The sequence below is a fragment of the Bacillus salipaludis genome, assembly GCF_004358205.1.
The window spans coordinates 33704-51645 of the sequence record NZ_SMYO01000003.1 but is presented as its reverse complement, the minus strand read 5'-3'; the positions used below and the strand labels follow the sequence as shown (position 1 = coordinate 51645).

General features: G+C 35.3%; 24 protein-coding genes. 18 read left to right on the top strand and 6 right to left on the bottom strand.

The window, feature by feature from the left end; genetic code table 11:
- The first annotated feature begins 80 nt into the window (after positions 1 to 80).
- On the top strand, positions 81 to 392 hold the full coding sequence (locus E2K98_RS05635) for a hypothetical protein (protein ID WP_133333296.1): 312 nt from the start codon (positions 81 to 83) through the stop codon (positions 390 to 392).
- 166 nt (positions 393 to 558) lie between these two features.
- Entirely contained in the window at positions 559 to 1110 is a 552-nt protein-coding gene (locus E2K98_RS05630) for a hypothetical protein (protein ID WP_133333295.1), read from the top strand.
- Between the two features lie 168 nt (positions 1111 to 1278).
- Here the strand turns inward: E2K98_RS05630 and E2K98_RS30795 are convergent, their stop codons facing one another.
- The gene (locus E2K98_RS30795) at positions 1279 to 1440 is read right to left on the bottom strand and encodes a hypothetical protein (protein ID WP_165976184.1); all 162 of its coding nucleotides are present in this window, start codon (positions 1438 to 1440) and stop codon (positions 1279 to 1281) included.
- An 80-nt stretch (positions 1441 to 1520) separates the two neighbouring features.
- A complete protein-coding gene (locus E2K98_RS05625; RefSeq protein ID WP_197031452.1) occupies positions 1521 to 1592 on the bottom strand; it encodes a YjcZ family sporulation protein in 72 nt (23 codons plus the stop codon).
- A gap of 901 nt (positions 1593 to 2493) precedes the next feature.
- Between E2K98_RS05625 and E2K98_RS05620 the strand changes: the two genes are divergently transcribed.
- The 4 genes from E2K98_RS05620 (at position 2494) to E2K98_RS05605 (ending at position 4516) form a co-directional block, all read left to right on the top strand.
- On the top strand, positions 2494 to 2838 hold the full coding sequence (locus tag E2K98_RS05620) for an ArsR/SmtB family transcription factor (protein ID WP_133333293.1): 345 nt from the start codon (positions 2494 to 2496) through the stop codon (positions 2836 to 2838).
- Positions 2839 to 2867: 29 nt separating this feature from the next.
- Complete coding sequence (locus tag E2K98_RS05615) at positions 2868 to 3383, top strand: SRPBCC family protein (RefSeq protein WP_133333292.1); 516 nt, start codon at positions 2868 to 2870, stop codon at positions 3381 to 3383.
- Positions 3384 to 3468: 85 nt separating this feature from the next.
- On the top strand, positions 3469 to 3849 hold the full coding sequence (locus E2K98_RS05610) for a VOC family protein (RefSeq protein ID WP_133333291.1): 381 nt from the start codon (positions 3469 to 3471) through the stop codon (positions 3847 to 3849).
- 139 nt (positions 3850 to 3988) lie between these two features.
- On the top strand, positions 3989 to 4516 hold the full coding sequence (locus E2K98_RS05605; protein ID WP_133333290.1) for a dihydrofolate reductase family protein: 528 nt from the start codon (positions 3989 to 3991) through the stop codon (positions 4514 to 4516).
- A 210-nt stretch (positions 4517 to 4726) separates the two neighbouring features.
- Here E2K98_RS05605 and E2K98_RS05600 read toward each other — a convergent pair whose 3' ends face one another.
- Positions 4727 to 5425: a Dph6-related ATP pyrophosphatase gene (locus E2K98_RS05600; protein ID WP_133333289.1), complete on the bottom strand. Its 699-nt coding sequence runs from the start codon at positions 5423 to 5425 to the stop codon at positions 4727 to 4729.
- A 418-nt stretch (positions 5426 to 5843) separates the two neighbouring features.
- Here E2K98_RS05600 and E2K98_RS05595 point away from each other — a divergent pair, with 418 nt between their 5' ends.
- From E2K98_RS05595 to E2K98_RS05580, 4 genes are all read left to right on the top strand, one after another.
- Positions 5844 to 6326, top strand: coding sequence for a DUF2975 domain-containing protein (locus tag E2K98_RS05595; RefSeq protein ID WP_133333288.1), 483 nt, complete (start codon positions 5844 to 5846; stop codon positions 6324 to 6326).
- Positions 6327 to 6336: 10 nt separating this feature from the next.
- Positions 6337 to 6558 carry a helix-turn-helix domain-containing protein gene (locus tag E2K98_RS05590; RefSeq protein ID WP_133333287.1) on the top strand — a complete coding sequence of 74 codons (222 nt, stop codon included), beginning with the start codon at positions 6337 to 6339 and terminating at the stop codon, positions 6556 to 6558.
- A gap of 88 nt (positions 6559 to 6646) precedes the next feature.
- Positions 6647 to 7417 carry a DUF817 domain-containing protein gene (locus E2K98_RS05585; RefSeq protein ID WP_165976208.1) on the top strand — a complete coding sequence of 257 codons (771 nt, stop codon included), beginning with the start codon at positions 6647 to 6649 and terminating at the stop codon, positions 7415 to 7417.
- 356 nt (positions 7418 to 7773) lie between these two features.
- Entirely contained in the window at positions 7774 to 8316 is a 543-nt protein-coding gene (locus E2K98_RS05580; protein ID WP_235824725.1) for a hypothetical protein, read from the top strand.
- 732 nt (positions 8317 to 9048) lie between these two features.
- On the opposite strand, the gene E2K98_RS05575 is transcribed toward E2K98_RS05580, so the two are convergent.
- Both E2K98_RS05575 and E2K98_RS05570 read right to left on the bottom strand, forming a co-directional pair.
- Positions 9049 to 9267, bottom strand: a complete 219-nt coding sequence (locus E2K98_RS05575; protein WP_328591963.1) for an ArsR/SmtB family transcription factor — start codon at positions 9265 to 9267, stop codon at positions 9049 to 9051.
- 84 nt (positions 9268 to 9351) lie between these two features.
- On the bottom strand, positions 9352 to 9591 hold the full coding sequence (locus E2K98_RS05570) for a hypothetical protein (protein ID WP_133333285.1): 240 nt from the start codon (positions 9589 to 9591) through the stop codon (positions 9352 to 9354).
- 254 nt (positions 9592 to 9845) lie between these two features.
- On the opposite strand from E2K98_RS05570, the gene E2K98_RS30790 reads away from it, so the two are divergent.
- From E2K98_RS30790 to E2K98_RS05555, 4 genes are all read left to right on the top strand, one after another.
- On the top strand, positions 9846 to 10073 hold the full coding sequence (locus E2K98_RS30790; RefSeq protein ID WP_165976183.1) for a hypothetical protein: 228 nt from the start codon (positions 9846 to 9848) through the stop codon (positions 10071 to 10073).
- Between the two features lie 178 nt (positions 10074 to 10251).
- The gene (gene ppsA, locus E2K98_RS05565) at positions 10252 to 12852 is read left to right on the top strand and encodes a phosphoenolpyruvate synthase (RefSeq protein WP_133333284.1); all 2601 of its coding nucleotides are present in this window, start codon (positions 10252 to 10254) and stop codon (positions 12850 to 12852) included.
- 139 nt (positions 12853 to 12991) lie between these two features.
- Entirely contained in the window at positions 12992 to 13558 is a 567-nt protein-coding gene (locus E2K98_RS05560) for a DUF4256 domain-containing protein (RefSeq protein WP_133333283.1), read from the top strand.
- A gap of 305 nt (positions 13559 to 13863) precedes the next feature.
- On the top strand, positions 13864 to 14673 hold the full coding sequence (locus tag E2K98_RS05555) for a putative protein N(5)-glutamine methyltransferase (protein WP_133333282.1): 810 nt from the start codon (positions 13864 to 13866) through the stop codon (positions 14671 to 14673).
- A gap of 61 nt (positions 14674 to 14734) precedes the next feature.
- Here the strand turns inward: E2K98_RS05555 and E2K98_RS05550 are convergent, their stop codons facing one another.
- Entirely contained in the window at positions 14735 to 14956 is a 222-nt protein-coding gene (locus tag E2K98_RS05550) for a hypothetical protein (protein ID WP_165976182.1), read from the bottom strand.
- Positions 14957 to 15569: 613 nt separating this feature from the next.
- Between E2K98_RS05550 and E2K98_RS05545 the strand changes: the two genes are divergently transcribed.
- The 4 genes from E2K98_RS05545 (at position 15570) to E2K98_RS05530 (ending at position 17940) form a co-directional block, all read left to right on the top strand.
- Positions 15570 to 16118, top strand: coding sequence for a GNAT family N-acetyltransferase (locus E2K98_RS05545; protein WP_133333280.1), 549 nt, complete (start codon positions 15570 to 15572; stop codon positions 16116 to 16118).
- A gap of 115 nt (positions 16119 to 16233) precedes the next feature.
- Positions 16234 to 16677 carry an SRPBCC family protein gene (locus E2K98_RS05540; protein WP_133333279.1) on the top strand — a complete coding sequence of 148 codons (444 nt, stop codon included), beginning with the start codon at positions 16234 to 16236 and terminating at the stop codon, positions 16675 to 16677.
- A 190-nt stretch (positions 16678 to 16867) separates the two neighbouring features.
- A complete protein-coding gene (locus E2K98_RS05535) occupies positions 16868 to 17437 on the top strand; it encodes a dihydrofolate reductase family protein (protein ID WP_133333278.1) in 570 nt (189 codons plus the stop codon).
- 299 nt (positions 17438 to 17736) lie between these two features.
- Complete coding sequence (locus tag E2K98_RS05530) at positions 17737 to 17940, top strand: hypothetical protein (protein WP_133333277.1); 204 nt, start codon at positions 17737 to 17739, stop codon at positions 17938 to 17940.
- Positions 17941 to 17942 lie beyond the last annotated feature (2 nt).

Sequence of the window (17942 nt, the reverse complement as noted above, 5' to 3'; positions counted from 1 at the left end):
AATCATATCGGAAAGTCTTATTGAGATAAGATTTGTTTGAGAGTAGGGGTTGATGACTCCTTTAGAAAGGTTGTGTTTATTTGGAAAAGAAAACTGCTCCACCGAAGAAACACGGTATAATAAGCTATATTTCTTTTATTATTGGAGCTATTTGCTTTTTTATAGTTTTTGTCCCAGCTACAAGAATAGCAAATATCGGGAATTTAGTTGGGGATTATATAACATTTTCGCTAACGGGTATAGGTATCGTACTATCTATAATCGGGATAGTAAAGAAAACGGAGAAAAATGTAATACCAATTATATCGTTAATCCTCTCCTTTTCTTTTTTTATATTCTGGATAATCGTGATTATCTTATTGTTTACAGGTCAAATTGAATTTGGTCCGTAGTGTGTAAATTTCTTTTTGAACCAAGCGGGGCAATTTTTTTTATAAGATTTTTTCATTTAAAAAGAAGTTATTGAAAAACCTCATCAATCTTATCTAATTTGTAACATGAACTTTCAAAGAATCCTTCACCTAAATTAATATTTCAATGATAAAATCGGGAGTAAAAATGCGAATAAAATATGTTGTATTACCAGTGTTAATTATTTTAATAGCGGTTATATGCTATCGAACAATTTCTCTTTATACAGAGGGACGAAGCTATTACTTTAAACAAACTGATTCAACCAACCTTTCAAATGAATCTTTTGGAAAGATACGGCTGCACGATAATATTCATAACCCATCTTTTGTAAGGCACTATAAAGCACCACTAAGCAGGGAGAATAATGATTTATACGATTATTATCATTGGGAAGGTGGATTAGAAACGGCCTCTATTATCAACGGAAAAGAAAAAGGGGATATTGTTCGTTTAATAATTGGAGAAGTTGAAGGAATAAAAACGAAAACTAGTTTTAAAACAGCAAAAGGAATCGAGATTGGTAGTACGAAACAAGATGTTATCGCTTCATATGGTCCAAGTTTCTATAAAAGGACAGAACAAGGTGTGGATATTGTCGGATACGTTGACCATAAACTAGATGCAACGATTGAATTCTGGCTAGTAGAAGACGGAAAGGTAGCGGAAATACGATTAGATGACACAAGCATTGATTAAGTAAATTAGAAATTAACAATGGAGGCAGCTGTTGCATCACTTTTTATATTTCATAGTTAATTTGTGAAGAATTGTACTTAAGCAAAGGGTGTTCATTAACTATTAGGTGAAAACAGCCTAAAAAAAGAGAGCCCGAAGGCCCTTTGGTAACATGTTTAAATCATTTACTTAAAAGAATCCGCGTCTTCTTCTTCTTTCAATTTCAATTGCTATACGTCTTCTTCTCTCAATCTCGATTTCTATTTCAATACGTCTTCTTCTCTCAATCTCGATTTCGATTTCAATAGGGATAAACCTTCTTCTTCTAAAGCCGTCAGGGAAAAATACCAAGTGTAATTCAACCTCCTATCCTTTCAGTAGTCTAGACAAAGGGACAGATTTAAATCATCTTACCCCTAGTTCCGTACGATTTAATAACCCATAAAAGAAGTTCCGACAATGATAAGGAGAATGAACAATACTACGATTAATGTAAAAGACATATTTAATCCGTCACTCATGTACATCACCTCCAGTACCTATTGGGTTATTGAGGAAAGAATACTTTTCTCTATTTATATATATTTCATAGGACAAGTTTGGATTGGACAATAATCATCATATTTCTACGAAATCCGCAATATGCTTAACCCTAAAAATATAAAAGCGTCTCCACTTCATGCAAGCGCCTAGTGGAGGCAACTTATCTAAGATGCTTTTAGTAGAATTAGTCTCTACTTAGAGACTAATGAAAATTTTTCCTATATTATATGCAAAAGTGCTAAAGAAAGAATTAATGAAATATACTTTCAACATCTATTGCAAGGGAGATTTGTTTTTAAAACATCTGTTCAAGCAGTAGGCTCTTTTAATGATTGTTGTTGATTCTCTTATTCGACAAAATGGGCAGTTAAATAAGAATAATGATAGATTGGCATAACCTATTTATTTCAAGTACCCTAAAAAGTTATTGAAAAGTTTAATTTGGGACATAAATATGTGTTTTACTAAATGAATTTGTTTATTTAGTCTTAAAAATTGAGAAATGAATTTTAAATTGTTTAGAGTGTATTTGGTCACCGGCGTGTTCAAATACTAAATCTATGCCTAAGTAAATATAAATCCATATGCTGAACCATCAAACAAATGATGCTACCGGACACAATACTAATGAGCATAAGAGTAAAGGTGACAATCGGGACGATATGAATGGAGAAAACGACTTTACTCAACCTATGAAGGATTAGATTCTGTAATTCGAATTGACTCGGTATCACTTTAATTTTTAAATATTCCTTGACGGGAATATTCCCTGTTGGGTATAATGAATTCAACAGGACCATAATACTAGTGATGATGTAGAAGTGATTTTACCGGAGACCATCACTTGACGAGGTGAGCAACATGTCAGGGAAGATTCCGGGTGTGAACATGACGACACTGAGCGCTTTGTCAGAACCAAATCGTATGAATATCGTCGAACTCTTGCGTGACGGTCCTATGACCGTGGGGGAAATCGCTGATCAACTTGGATTGAGGCAGCCCCAAACTTCGAAGCATCTAAAAGTGCTAAGCGAAAACGGGATTGTGGAAGTTCAGGCCGATGCTAACCGGCGTATCTACAAGCTCCGGCCAGAGCCCTTCCAAGCGCTGAATTCTTGGATACAATCCTTCCGGCGTGTTACGGAAGAAAGATTCGACAATTTAGATGATTATTTGAAGGAATTGCAGAACAAGGAAAAATCATAAAATCATTTCATGTTCAAGGAGGAATTACGATGTCAAACAACACAATGGTATCGAGAGTAGAGAACGATCGGATACTGGTACTGGAGCGCATTTTCGATGCGTCACGCGATCTAGTATTCAAGATGTTTAAAGAGCCGAAGCATCTGAAACGCTGGTGGGGACCGAGGGGCTGGGAGATTCCGGTCTGCAACGTCGATTTCCGTCCGGGTGGCGTTTGGCATTACTGTATGAAGTGCGTCGATCAGAATCAAGGTCAATTTTTTGGTATGGAATCCTGGGGAAAAGGGATTTATAAGGAGATTATCGAGCCAGAGAAGATCGTCTACACCGATTACTTTTCGGATGCCGAAGGCAATTTGAATGACTCCATGCCGTCCACCGAGATCACATTGGAATTCATCGAGTTGGGTGGAAAGACAAAGCTAATAAACCGTGCTGAATATGTTTCCGAAGAGGCCCTTAAGACCGTCATGGACATGGGCATGGTGCAAGGAATCACCGAAACTTGGGACCGTTTGAACGAGCTTGTGGAGTCCCTGAAGTAGAGTTACCGTTACGCTGTTTTCAGTATTAGTAAGGTTTTGGAGCATTGAGTTTCGTAATTACTTTTTTAAGGGAGTGTAAAAATCAATGATTAGTCAAGTTGGTCAAATCATGTTGTATGTTAACAATCAAGATGAAGCAAGGGACTTTTGGACAGAAAAAGTAGGGTTTAGTGTAATTTCAGAGGAAGACAATGGTCAAGGAATGAGATGGATTGAAATTGCTTCAACTAAAGAAGCTGAAACAAGCATTATTCTCCATAATAAGGAATTTGTTGCGAAAATGGCGCCTGAATTAAATCTTGGAACACCTTCTTTAATGTTCTTCTCAAAAAATTTCGATAATTTATATAGTGACTTATCAAACAAAAACGTCACAGTAGGAGAAATTGTAAATATGCCTACAGGTAGAGTATTTAATTTTGCTGATAGTGAAAATAATTACTTTGCAGTAATGGAAAAAAAATGAATTTCTATTAAATTTACGAGTGCGATGCCTGAATAAAGGCATCGCCTTTTGTTTGTTTGATTTACGAAACAGATTCTAAGATTTAAACTTAAAGTAATAATAATAATTTTATAAACTGAAAAAAGTAAGGGAGATTCGCTTGAAAAAACAGCGTAACATAATTTTATACATTGGCACTTCAATTGATGGTTATATTGCAAATGAGGATGGTACATTAGAATGGTTAGAATCAACAGAAGTAGAAGGAGATTCTGGATATAATTCACTCCTTGAAAGAATTGATACTGTTATTATGGGAAAAGGAACATATAATGTCATTCGTGGATTTGATATGGATTATCCATACAGTAATTATAAAAATTATGTATTTTCTAAATCTGTTATTGAATCAGATGAATCTGCCTCATTTATTAATGACGAGGTCAAAACTTTCATTAAAGATTTAAAACAAAAGCCGGGTAAAGACATATGGTTAATTGGTGGAGGAAACTTAGCTCGTGAATTTTTTAAGGAAAATTTAATTGATGAATTCCAATTAGCCATTGCACCTATTATTTTAGGGAAAGGTATCTCCCTTTATATCGGAGATGACATTACTCAAAAATACACATTAACAAAAGTAGAAAAATTAGGTCAACTTGCTATGCTTCATTATATTAAAAAATAATTTTTATTATCTTCCCTTTATTTGGATTGGAATAATTTTTCTAATAGATGTTATGTAACTAAAGCGGAGTTAAATCATAACAAAATCGTAGCTGCGACTTTTTTTCTTGTTGCACAAACGGCACAGGTTAGCCTTTTTCGAGCGGTACATCAGGTGACGAATCAGCATAACTGTTCTTGGATGAGGCTGTACATGCTGATTCGACATTCATCATCTCATTCCTTCCTCACCTTTTAATTTAATTCCAACAAACTTCCAACGATCCCTTGCTTTTATAATTTGATAGTCAATTTCTATTGGAATAGGATATTGAAAGATAGGTCCATGAAATACAAAAGTATGGTATTCGCCATACTCCCCACATGGGTCTACATCAGAAGGCAATGCTTCCAGCCATTCTTTCGTTAAGGTTTTCCCTAAAAAACCGGACGACAATTTCGTTGAATCTATGGATATAACGGCAGCTTTCCATCCTTCCTCCACCATTTGTCGAGCTAATGTTTTCGTATTCTGTCCCCATAAGGGAAGCAGCAATTCGAATCCATGTCTTCTGAGTAATTTTTCTTTATAGTTTTTGACCTCTTCCAAAAATAAGTCCCCATAAGCGATTTTCGTAACTCCGAAATGTTTCCGGAAATGAACCATGGTGTTGATTAAACCATCTTCAAAATTCTCCGTGGTAAATTCGCTCATTTTTATTTTGTATAGAGGCAATCCGATAGCTTCCGCTTGTTTTTCAACCAGGTGTTCATCAATGTGGTGACTTGTAACGGTACCATTGTTCGTACAGGTTGTCACTAACGATACGATTTTATATCTCTGATCCTTTAACAATTGGTTGACTAAGAAAGCGGAGTCTTTTCCGGATGAAAAGGCAACAACGATATTTTCAAGAATTGTTTCTTCCATGGTCTCATCCTTTCTCAGAAAATGAATAATTCATTCTTTTTCTATAGTTATTCTACTGTCAAATATACCGTTGCGTCTATCTTTTAAAATGAGATTGGTTCAATTAAGGAATAGCATGTTAATGGATGGAAAAATGGTTAGAGATACAGTTTAATTTATTGACTTTGTTTATCACTTTTCTATAAAGTTCCTGTCCAATTAAGGAAGCGGTAAAAATCGTCGATCTCCTAAAATATGTTGGATAAGCGAACAAATGAAGTTGAAAAAGCATTTTTCCATAATGAGGAATGCTTTTTATTTTTGTCTTAAATTGAGATTTATACAATAAAAACATTATAAAAATAGATAAAAATTTATTGTAAAACGATAAATGGTGTGTTAAATTCAAAATAACCATAAATCAGTGAGGTGTGCTTTTATGAAAAAAGGAACAACATTATTTTTAAAGATAACTGTTATTCTTATTGGAATCCCCGTTCTTGCTTTGTGCATCTTTTTGGTGCCTGAGTTAGGGAATATTGCAGCAAAATTGCTTCCAGAGTTTGCTTTTATAAAATATCTCGTTTTCCTCGTTTTTTATGCATCAGCAATCCCTTTTTACTTTGCTTTGTATCAGGCTTTCAAACTTTTACACTATATTGATAAAAATAAAGCGTTCTCGCAAATTTCTGTGGAAGCATTAAAGAAAATCAAATTCTGTGCAATCACAATCAGTACCTTGAACGTGCTAGTCTTGCCGCTTTTTTATCTCTTTGCGGAAAAGGACGACGCCCCAGGTGTCATCTTTGTCGGATTGGTTGTTCCGTTTGCTTCCGTGGTGATTGCAGTTTTTGCGGCTGTTCTCCAAAGGCTTTTGCAAGAGGCGATTGATATAAAATCAGAAAATGATTTAACGGTCTGAGGTGAAAACAATGGCGATTATAATCAATATTGATGTGATGCTGGCTAAAAGGAAAATGAGTGTAACGGAGCTTTCAGAGAGGGTCGGAATAACAATGGCGAATCTTTCTATATTGAAAAATGGAAAGGCAAAGGCGATACGATTATCAACTTTAGAGGCAATTTGTAAGGCTTTAGAATGTCAACCAGGGGACATTTTAGAATACCGAAGCGATGAAGACACTCTAGAATAATTAGCAAGATATATTAGACATTGAGATCATTTTTATAAAAGGGGAGTTAAACATGAATGTAACGATTCAAAAGCTGGAGGCACAAATCTTGCGGGCAGGAAAACAACTGGTTCGTTTTGGTTGGGAGCAGGCTCTATCTTGCTTATTTCCTGTCGTTATTTTTGCCTCATTAGCACTTACAAAAATCATGCCGCTTCCCTTACTGCCGCGATATGACTGGCTTCTGATCATCTGCCTTCTCATGCAGTGGTGGATGGTCCATTCAGAGCTTGAAACCCTGGATGAACTAAAGGTGATCACATTGTTCCACCTTATTGGCCTTTGTCTTGAACTTTTTAAGGTACATATGGGCTCTTGGTCTTATCCGGAAGAAGGATATTTCAAAATTTATGGAGTGCCTTTGTACAGCGGATTTATGTATGCAAGTGTAGCGAGTTATCTCTGCCAGGCGTGGAGGAGGTTAAAGGTGGAACTGGTTAAGTGGCCATCATCCTTGGTGGTTGTTCCTCTTGCCGCTGCAATTTATTTGAATTTTTTCACCCACCATTACTGGATGGATATTCGTTGGTGGCTTTCTGGTCTTGTCATAATTGTCTTTTGGCAATCATGGGTCACATACGAGGTTGATGGAACCCGTTACCGTATGCCGCTTGCACTATCTTTTGTACTCATCGGATTTTTTATCTGGATTGCCGAAAATATTGCAACGTTCTTTGGAGCTTGGGAATATCCAAACCAAATCGATGCATGGAGTATGGTTCATCTTGGTAAGGTGAGTTCATGGCTCTTATTAGTGATTGTTAGCTTTCTTATCGTAGCCACGTTAAAGCAGGTGAAGGGGAAAATTCCACTAGGGTAGATGCTAATCCGTTTATCAAACGGAAAAAAACACTTCCGAACAGAACCCGTTAACACATTATAGAGACTTTTCATTCTACATTTTAATCGGAGGTGAAAAGGATGCCGAGAGCAGAAGCTGAAGGTGAAACATATAGCTGGTAAAAGAACTAATCCCACACTTTGTGGGATATTTTTTATTTATCTCCAAAAAAACTATTGTTAGTGCAAATAAATGCTCTGATTGATTGATCTTTTCAACTCTTTTTCTGTTAGAGTAGCAAGACTTAAAAGGTGTAGGTTAGTTGAATAAATATTGTAAAAATTGGTATTATTGGAATTGTTGGAAAAATATTCTATTTAAGGGGGAGCGTATGGTTGAAACAAAAATCTATGGTATTTATATTTTTGAGTATGCTTTTTTTGATTGCAGGTTGCTCCAAAAATAAAACAGTTGAAAGTAAGTTGCCTCTACCTGAGGATATACCAGAATTTGTTAAGGAAAGTGATATTGAAAAAATTGATTGGGATAAAAAAGCTGTTACTTTTAATGGGAATATTATCGGGAATGAAAATAAATCCGGGGTTATTGGTGCCGATATGCCAAGCATAAACATTAACCAGAAATGGATGTGGCACCTTTGGGCAAATGAATATCCCATAGGAGCCAAATTAACCGTGGCAGGTTTTCACAGAGAAACCCGAACAGTGCATCAAATCATAACAACAGGTTGGACGATAGATCTTGGTGGAAAAAATAATGGAGCAGATGCACACGCACCTTCTAGTGTGAACATTCCAGAGGCAGGTGAATGGGCAATATTGCTTTATACGGATGGAAAATTATTTGATACATTAATTTACGAAATTAATAAGTCAAAAGTATGGATTATCATTCTTGTTTCAACTTTCGGTTTTTAAATCGAATACTGGCTGCCCTTCATGGGGCTTTTCATTTTTCACGAACGAGGTATTTTCGTTCAAGAGGTTAAATGATTAAAATGAAGGATGATACATTAAAAAAGAAGTTTAGAAGTAGAAAAGTTTTTCAAGTAGGGGGAGATCTGATGTGCAAAGGATATTCACTTTAATTTCGTATTTACTGTTTTTTGTTCCATTGACACTTATTATAAATTTTTTATTTGATGTTGTTACATTCGAAAAATTTCAAGGCCTACCAGTGTTTTTCTCCTTAGTATTTTGCAGTATTGGTCTATATTTTTCCTCAAAAGCTTATCTAATCCAAAAAAGCGCTTTGACACTATGTGCGATTATTGCAAATTCAGCCTTATTCCTTTTTCCATTTTTTTATATGATGGGTGGTGTATTGATTTTTGGTCCATGAAATGGTGTTTCAAGTACAAGGATGGAAATTATTTCTTTGAATCTTTTAAACTACAAATTTTCTAAATGTTTTTAATCGAGATGAATTGCGAAAAGAACACTTAAAGGAACATGACTCCCTGAATCAAAGTGAATGAAGAAGCAATAGTGAATTATTTGCTAAAATCAGAACGGAGCTGCCAAGAAGGTAGCTTTTATATTGTGCTATAGGTGGCGGACTAGTTTAAAAAAGAGTAAATACCAAAAAAGAGAACCAATATTGTTAAATAACACAATCTCGGTTCTCTAATAACTAATCGTTTTCTTCCTCTACAAATCTTTTAAGAGCAGAAAGCTTATCCTCCCAAAAATGTTCAAAAAAGACAGCCAATTTTGTATATTAACTAATGGTTCTAGTTTAAGGATATAACGGGTTTCACGTCCTACCTTACGACTTTTTATTAGACCAGAGTCAGATAGTATATGAAGATGCTTATTTACAGCAGTACGGCTTATTGGGAAATATTCAACAACTTCAGCAATTGACATTTCCCTTCCAGCAGGAATTTTTAACATAATACGACGGGTAGGATTTGAAATTGCTTGAAAACATCGTGTTGAGATTGGTTAATCTTATTTATTTCCGAAGTCTCCAGAAAATTGCTTCACAACTGCTTGTACTTCCTCTAATTTATCTGGTTTTAATAGACTAATCATCTTTGGGATAAACTCTTGAATATCTTCTTGGGAAAAAGTGCCTTCAGCTTGTTTCCTGAAGTTTTCTGTTAGTATTTCTTTTGCTTCATCCTCCTTGCCTTCTTGAACCCTATGTAAAATAAAATTTAAAAACATTTCTTGTCCTTGTTTGTCCATTCCTTATGCCTCCTAAAGAAATTAAAATTGTAACACCTTTTGGTTTCGTTTTATAATATAACACCCAAGGGTGTTATGTAAAATATATTCTAATTTTTTCCGCATTCGTTTATCATTATTCAATAAACGAGATGCAAGAGTTACAGTTAAACTGTCATTTTGGCAGTTTTTCTTATTGCACTAAAGGAATAGTTAAATAAGAATTTACAGTTAATACAATAATAAAAATATGCAAATATGTTAAAATGTGGTAAATGAGTGGTTGTATAAAAGAAGAAAATAAACTATTTAATGATGTTATAGGCCACTTTAACAAAATAGAAGGAAATGCTTCAAATGTTAGCAAGGATGCTGTAAAAAAGTTACCAAAACCATTAAAGTATTTTGGGTATTTTATGGCTGGCTTATTATTAATATCCATTTTATTAATGATTATTTTAAATTTATTTAATTTGGGGAAAAGAAAGAAAAGGTTTTTATAGGGATGAATTTAAGAAAAGAAAAGTTTAAGTTGATTATTAGAGGAAGGTCTAACTATTTTTTTGTACTCTCCCTAATTTAATTATAACATATAAAATACAGTCAAAATAGCCTGTTTATTCTCATTTACTACTGCTAAAATGCAATAGAACTTTAATTAAATTTGTTGGAGGGGATAGAATGGGTTCATTGGTTCTCGGTTTTCAGCAGATAGAAAAAACACAGCTTTTGCTTGTTGGCGGAAAAGGGTTAAATTTAGGGGAATTATCAAATATTCAAGGTTTACAAGTACCAGAAGGGTTTTGTGTCACAACAGTGGGATTTCAAAAAGCCATCGAACAAAACGAAACGTATCATGCCTTGTTGAATCGACTAACTATGCTAAAAGCAGATGATCGAGATCAAATTGGTGAAATCAGCAAGAACATTCGACAAATCCTTATGGAGGTAGAAATTCCTTCCGACGTTGCGTGTGCAGTTACTGACTATTTATCCCGGTATGGTGATGAACATGCATATGCAGTTCGTTCTAGTGCGACCGCTGAAGATTTACCACATGCCTCTTTTGCCGGTCAACAAGACACCTATTTAAATATCATCGGAAAAGAAGCCATCCTGCAGCATATTAGAAAATGTTGGGCTTCTCTATTTACGGATCGAGCGGTAATCTACCGTATACAAAATAAATTTGACCACAAACAAGTTTATTTATCCGTTATCGTCCAAAGGATGGTTTTCCCAAATGCTTCAGGGATTTTATTTACTGCTGATCCGATTACTTCTAACCGAAAATTGCTATCAATTAATGCCAGTTTTGGGCTTGGAGAAGCACTGGTTTCTGGCTTGGTCTCCCCCGATTGTTATAAAGTACAGGAAAATAAAATCGTCGATAAGATGATATCAACCAAAAAGTTGGCTATCTATGGACGAAAAGAAGGCGGAACAGAGTCCGTGCCGATCGATCCTGATCAGCAAAGGGCACAAACACTTACTGACCAACAAATTGTACAACTGGCACGCATCGGAAGACAAATTGAAGCTTATTTTGGTTGTCCGCAAGATATCGAATGGTGTTTGGTTGATGATACCTTTTATATTGTCCAGAGCCGTCCAGTCACGACTCTTTTTCCCATCCCTGAAGCGAATGATCAAGAAAACCACGTCTTTATATCTGTCGGCCATCAGCAAATGATGACAGACCCTATTAAACCATTGGGATTGTCTTTTTTCCTGCTCACAACTAATGCACCGATGCGGAAAGCTGGTGGAAGGTTATTTGTTGATATCGCACGTCAATTGGCTTCGCCTGCTAGTAGAAACATGTTATTAAATATGATGGGACAACACGATCCACTCATGAAAGACGCCATTATGAACATAATTGAGCGAGGAGATTTTATAAAATTATTACCAAATGAAAATGAAGCACCGAGGTACGTTAGTGGCAATACCGATAGGCTGGCACAAATCGAAAACAATCCAACAATCGTTTCTGATTTGATTAAGAAAAATCAAACATCCATAGAAGGGTTAAAACAAAACATCCAAATGAAATCAGGATCTGACTTATTTGATTTTATTCTAGAAGATATACAGGAATTAAAGAAGATTTTATTTGACCCACAAAGTACAGCAGTATTTATGGCTGCTATGAATGCTTCAACATGGATCAATGAAAAAATGAACGAGTGGTTAGGTGAAAAAAACGCAGCAGACACGGTTTCTCAATCTGTTCCAAACAATATTACTTCGGAAATGGGTCTTGAACTTTTGGATGTCGCAGATGTGATTCGTCCCTATCCAGAAGTAATTGATTATTTACAACATGTAAAAGATGATAACTTTTTGGATGACCTGGTTAAGGTTGATGGTGGACAGGAAACAAGAGGCGCATTAATAGCTTATCTCACCAAATACGGAATGCGATGTGCCGGAGAAATCGATATTACCAGAAGTCGTTGGAGCGAAAAACCAACTACACTTGTCCCCTTGATTCTCGGTAACATCAAAAATTTTGAGCCGAATGCTGGCAAGCGCAAATTCGAGCAAGGGCTTCGTGTTGCTTTGGAAAAGGAAAAAGAGTTATTAGACCGATTGAAACAATTACCGGATGGTGAACAAAAGGCCAAAGAAACAAAACGAATGATTGACCTAATCCGAAATTTCATCGGATATCGTGAATATCCAAAATACGGTATGATTCATCGCTACTTCGTTTATAAGCAGGCTTTACTGAAAGAAGCCGAACAACTCGTGCAAGCGGGCGTTATTCATGAAAAGGAAGATATCTACTATCTCACTTTTGAAGAACTTTGCGAAGTCGTACGCACAAATAAACTGGATTACTTGATCATCAGCAAACGAAAAGACGAGTACAGATTATATGAAAAACTGACTCTCCCGCGTGTGATCACGTCTGATGGTGAAATTATTGCAGGAAAATATAAACGAGAAAATCTACCTGCCGAAGCGATTGCAGGTCTACCTGTTTCTTCCGGAGTGATAGAGGGGAGAGCACGTGTCATCTTAAACATTGAAGATGCTGATCTAGAAGATGGAGATATATTAGTCACCTCCTTTACTGACCCTAGCTGGACACCATTGTTTGTATCCATAAAAGGCTTAGTCACTGAGGTTGGTGGACTGATGACACATGGTGCAGTGATTGCTCGGGAATATGGCTTACCAGCCGTGGTCGGAGTAGAAAATGCTACCAAACTGATAAAAGACGGGCAACGGATTCGCGTGCATGGGACAGAAGGATTTATTGAATTATTGTAATTTAGGAAGCCTTTTTTATGAACAAGTGGGTAACCTTTATCCAAGAAGGATAAAAGCTACTTTTTGTTGAACTTTATTGAAGTAGCCGATCAATTAGTCCAAAACCATTATGAATAAATACAACAAGGGGGATAGGAATATGACAAATAGAAATAAGGAGTTGCCACTAGAAGAACGTGAAGAACTACTTCGCGCATTGAAAACCCGTTTTGAGAAAAACATGAACCGACATATTGATCTTGAATGGGCTAAAGTCCAAGTAAAGCTAGAAGCTAATACTGAAAAACTGTGGTCGCTCAATGAAATGGAAAGAACTGGCGGTGAACCAGATGTTTTTGGTTATGATAGAAAGACGGACGAATTTGTTTTTTATGACTGTTCAGCGGAAAGTCCAATAGGTCGAAGAAATGTTTGTTACGACCGTGAAGCGCTGGAGTCAAGGAAAAAACATAAACCAGAAAATAACGCGATTGATATGGCTGCTGACATGGGCATTGAAATTTTAACGGAAGAACAATACCGCGAGTTACAGAAACTTGGAAATTTCGATACGAAAACATCAAGTTGGGTAAAAACACCTGCTAATATAAGAAAACTCAAAGGGGCTATCTTTTGTGATCGCCGCTACGACACTGTCTTTGTTTACCACAATGGGGCAGAATCATACTATGCTGCCAGGGGCTTCCGTGGCTCGCTAAGGGTCTGAATTTTGCATAGACAAGCAAAATTGAATTTAAGAACAGATTACCTGAGCATAAATCCTATTGGATTAGATAACTAATGTTAGCCTACATATACTTAAGCTAATGGCAAATATTGTTTAAGATATCGGTTGTCATTTAGGCAGCCGATTTTATTTTTATATGGACTCATATTCTTTATACAGCAGTGATAGGATGTGGTTTTGTTGATTTAATGAGATTTTGGAGAGGGATATTTCTCTTAGCTCTAGCATAAAGTTGATAAAAAAACTTTGAATTGTAAAAAGTGGTGAGATAAATAGGACAGAAAATGACTTTCTTTTTAGATAGGAAAATAGAAAAAGGCATAATCGATAGACTACGGAGTGAAGGTTGTATTTTTGCTGAAGAAGAAACACAGTTACTGATCTCAGAAGCTAGCAGTATAGAAGATTTAATGAAAATGGTAGAAATACGTGCCAGTGGGTTACCACTTGAATACGTACTTGGATTTACAACGTTTTGCGGCCTACGGATATTAGTAGAACGGGGAGTTTTTGTACCGCGCCAACGTACAGAGTTTTTGGTCCAGCAAGCAGAAGCATTAACCCGTATCGGTAATATTGTTGTTGATTTATGTTGCGGGTCGGGTGCTGTCGGTGCTGCAATCGCAACCGACTTACCTGAAATTTTATTATACTCCGTTGATATCGATCCAGTCGCAGTTCATTGTGCCTCCCGAAACATAGCAGACCTTGGAGGAAACGTTTATGAAGGGGACTTGTACAATGCATTGCCCCGTTCATTGAGAGGTCGTGTGAACATAATTGTGGCTAACGTTCCATATGTTCCTACTGATGCAATAAAGTTGCTCCCTCAGGAGGCACGCTTATATGAACCAAAAGTGGCACTTGACGGAGGAAAGGACGGATTAGACCTCCAGCGTAAGGTAGCGGAAGAGGCTCCTCACTGGCTTGCTCCTGGAGGACATCTTTTGGTAGAGACGAGCAAAAGGCAAGCAGCTAAAAGCTTTGAAATCTTTACTAATGCTGGACTAATGGCCAAAATAGTGAGGGATGAAGAATTAGATGCAACAGTTGTTATAGGAACAAATTCAGACGAAGGGGTAACTACAAAATAAGACCCCTGTTCAAATAACGGGTGCGCTTAAAAATTCAAAACCTCACTATTTTAATAGGTATTTATTTGACCAATATCTTTTCACTAACAATCCGTACATATCGAACTAAAGTTGAATTGATCATATAATTACCATGTTCATTGTTCACAATAAAGTATTTGTTATGATCCATATTTTCAATTATTTCTCGTTCAACATCTTCTTTTTTCACATCTAATTCTTTTATCAATTTTTCGGTTATTATTTCATGATCAAGCGTATAGCAAACTGTAAATTCCTTCAACATTAATTTTCCTTTCTATTATCATGATGATGACAAAGCGTCATCTTTTAAAAAAGTACATTTATAAAATTCATATATGTTAAGAGATTAGTTATTATTTAGTTTTGCCATTCAAAGACCTTACACATGAAACTACAATCCATAGTGAAATAATAATGGATAGTATACCTGCAATTTCATTACTTACCCGATGCTTCTGATTTAAAAAAATTTCGTACGTACCATAGACAAAACCTAAACAAATTAATAGTATGTCATGTATAGAAATCTTCATTTCTTTACTCCTTTACCCAAATGAAAGAGGAAAGTAAATTCCTTTCAGGATTTCATGTAACAATTATGTAACATTAATGTAATAATTGATATAGTTTTGATGAAGTTTTTTAAAATAGATTCTAAAGAATCATTTTTTAACAAATTTTGTTATTGTATAGTTCGAAAGTAATGGTTATGTGTTGATGGTATCGTTAGTTGGGTGTATGCTGAAAATGATTTTACTTTATCATTCTCAAAGTTATAAGTATAATAGGATTCCGCTTCAATTGATTCGGACAAAAGACTCAAATACAATCTGATAATATATGATTTATTTAAATATGAATGGAGTGTATTTATGGTTATTAACGAGAAAAAATTCAATGTGAAAGAGTTAACCTACACGATTAGATCTGCGTTTAAAAGTGATGCTAAAAACGTATCAGAATTAAGATTGCAGATTGATGGAGAAACTGAAAATATGGACAGAGAAAAAGGAGAGGCGTTCATTGATCAAGATGGTTTTGAAAAAATAATTGAAACGGATACAATCCATCCTAAAAACTTATTTCTTGTTGCAGAGATGGATGGGAGATTAGTAGGGTATTCACGTTGTGAAGGTAATGATTTAAAAAGATTTGTTCATAAAGTGGAATTTGGATTAGGAGTATTGAAGGGTTTCTGGGGATATGGGATTGGGAAGAATCTCATGAAAGAAACGATATCTTGGGCTGATGAGAACCAAATTAAAAAAATTGTCCTATATGGTGTTCTGGAAACGAATGAAAAAGCGATTGAACTGTACAAAAAACTTGGTTTTGAAATCGAAGGTTTAATGAAAAAAGATCGAATCCTTTCTGATGGAAAATACTATAACACGTATATTATGGGAAGATTTCAAGAATAATTCCAAATCTAACGAGTGCTTCATATATACATTTTTAGATTTTCGCCTGTCATTTGGCAGCGGTTTTTTTGCAACCAAACAAGGTTATTGTAAAAATGACTCTGGATAGAACCTAATGTTAGGTGTGGATACTAAAAATAAAGGGGGAGATTCAGTTATGTCAGTTATGAATGCAAAAACGTTGGGAATATCAATTAGGTGTCAACCTAAAGTGGTTTATGAGTACATAACAAATCCTGAAAACCTTTCAGAATGGGCAACAACATTTTCTTTTTCAGTCAAAAAGTCCGAGCGCGGTGAATGGATTGTAGAAACTCCAGAAGGCGAAATGAAAATCAAATATGTTGATAGGAATGAATTTGGAGTGGCCGACCATTATGTAATCACACCACAAGGGCAAAAAATATATAATCCAATGAGAGTGTTCCCAAACAACACCGGATGTGAAGTGATTTTTACTATATTCCAGGTTTCTGGAATGTCTGATTTTAAGTTTTTAGAAGATGCAAAGATGGTTGAACGAGATTTAAAAAGCTTAAAAAATGTGATGGAAGCGTAAATTAAAATCATTTACTGATCAAATGAGGCCTTTATTTCAACAGGAGTAAAGTCTTTTTCGTATGCAGCTACCGAGGTCAGTTTATTTTTGTTCTATGAGCTCTGTTGTTAAAGGTAATTGATATTTGATACCTATCATTATTCAACGGGACAGAAGAATCAAAATCTGAAGGATAAAAGGATGTATAGTTATGACAAATAACGTAAAACAGAGAAGAATAATTTTAGATTTAGCAGTTACTTTAGATGGTTTTATTGAAGGGAAAAATGGTGAAGTTGATTGGTGCATTATGGACCCTGATATGGGGTTTACTGATTTCTTAAATCAAATTGATACTATTTTATATGGTAGAAAAAGCTACGATTTATGGGGACAATATGTTCCGAAAAATGAAGACTCTGATACCGACAAAGAAATTTGGAAATTGGTTCATAGTAAAAAGAAATATGTTTTTTCCAGAACACAAAACGAGACTGATGATCAAGCAATATTTATAAATGATAATATTCTTGAAGAAGTAAATAAATTGAAGAAAAAGGCTGATAAAGATATCTGGCTATATGGTGGAGCAAGTCTCATTACAAATTTTATAAATTTGGGGCTTGTTGACGAATTTAGATTATCTATTCACCCTGTTGTTTTGGGAGAAGGAAAACCGTTGTTTATTGATTTGAACCAGAGGATAAATTTAAAAATGGTTAAAACAAGAACATTCTCCTCTGGCGTTGTGCAAATAATCTATCATTGGAATGCTGACTAAAAAATCTTTCACTCCAAGGTAATACTCAACAGTAGTTTTACCTATTGAACTTAAGGGGAATCCATAAATAATGGGTTCCTCTTAATATTATGGGTTTATCATCATTAAATTTTAACAGAGCCGATCTATTAAATGTTGTAGGATTTAGTTTACCCCAAATTTTGTTAATTACCCCAAAACTGCATTTATATATCATCCAAAATCTGTTAAAATATTACTAATAAAGGGAGATTAGCAGAATGGTTTTGGGTTTGGATATCATTTTGTAGAGATCCAATATCCAAAGGAGGGAAAGAATTGTGTTTTGGATAATGGTTGTTCTATTAATTGTCTTAATAATAATATTTGAAGAGGCAGCCAGCTATTTTTGGAAGCAATATTTATATGGACCCACTAATAAAAGTCAAAAAAAATGGAAGAAATGGATGATGAAGGCTTTAACTATTATAAGGAAAAAACCGCAAATAGAAATACGTGAAATGAAGAAAGAAAAGAGTTCATAAGC

Excerpts from the sequence above, each read along its gene's own strand:
- E2K98_RS05630 (WP_133333295.1), top strand. The coding sequence starts at position 559 with ATGCGAATAAAATATGTTGTATTACCAGTGTTAATTATTTTAATAGCG.
- E2K98_RS05620 (WP_133333293.1), top strand. The coding sequence starts at position 2,494 with ATGTCAGGGAAGATTCCGGGTGTGAACATGACGACACTGAGCGCTTTG.
- E2K98_RS05615 (WP_133333292.1), top strand. The coding sequence starts at position 2,868 with ATGTCAAACAACACAATGGTATCGAGAGTAGAGAACGATCGGATACTG.
- E2K98_RS05610 (WP_133333291.1), top strand. The coding sequence starts at position 3,469 with ATGATTAGTCAAGTTGGTCAAATCATGTTGTATGTTAACAATCAAGAT.
- E2K98_RS05600 (WP_133333289.1), bottom strand. The coding sequence starts at position 5,425 with ATGGAAGAAACAATTCTTGAAAATATCGTTGTTGCCTTTTCATCCGGA.
- E2K98_RS05595 (WP_133333288.1), top strand. The coding sequence starts at position 5,844 with ATGAAAAAAGGAACAACATTATTTTTAAAGATAACTGTTATTCTTATT.
- E2K98_RS05590 (WP_133333287.1), top strand. The coding sequence starts at position 6,337 with ATGGCGATTATAATCAATATTGATGTGATGCTGGCTAAAAGGAAAATG.
- E2K98_RS05575 (WP_328591963.1), bottom strand. The coding sequence starts at position 9,267 with ATGTCAATTGCTGAAGTTGTTGAATATTTCCCAATAAGCCGTACTGCT.
- E2K98_RS05570 (WP_133333285.1), bottom strand. The coding sequence starts at position 9,591 with ATGGACAAACAAGGACAAGAAATGTTTTTAAATTTTATTTTACATAGG.
- E2K98_RS30790 (WP_165976183.1), top strand. The coding sequence starts at position 9,846 with ATGAGTGGTTGTATAAAAGAAGAAAATAAACTATTTAATGATGTTATA.
- ppsA (WP_133333284.1), top strand. The coding sequence starts at position 10,252 with ATGGGTTCATTGGTTCTCGGTTTTCAGCAGATAGAAAAAACACAGCTT.
- E2K98_RS05560 (WP_133333283.1), top strand. The coding sequence starts at position 12,992 with ATGACAAATAGAAATAAGGAGTTGCCACTAGAAGAACGTGAAGAACTA.
- E2K98_RS05555 (WP_133333282.1), top strand. The coding sequence starts at position 13,864 with ATGACTTTCTTTTTAGATAGGAAAATAGAAAAAGGCATAATCGATAGA.
- E2K98_RS05545 (WP_133333280.1), top strand. The coding sequence starts at position 15,570 with ATGGTTATTAACGAGAAAAAATTCAATGTGAAAGAGTTAACCTACACG.
- E2K98_RS05540 (WP_133333279.1), top strand. The coding sequence starts at position 16,234 with ATGTTAGGTGTGGATACTAAAAATAAAGGGGGAGATTCAGTTATGTCA.
- E2K98_RS05535 (WP_133333278.1), top strand. The coding sequence starts at position 16,868 with ATGACAAATAACGTAAAACAGAGAAGAATAATTTTAGATTTAGCAGTT.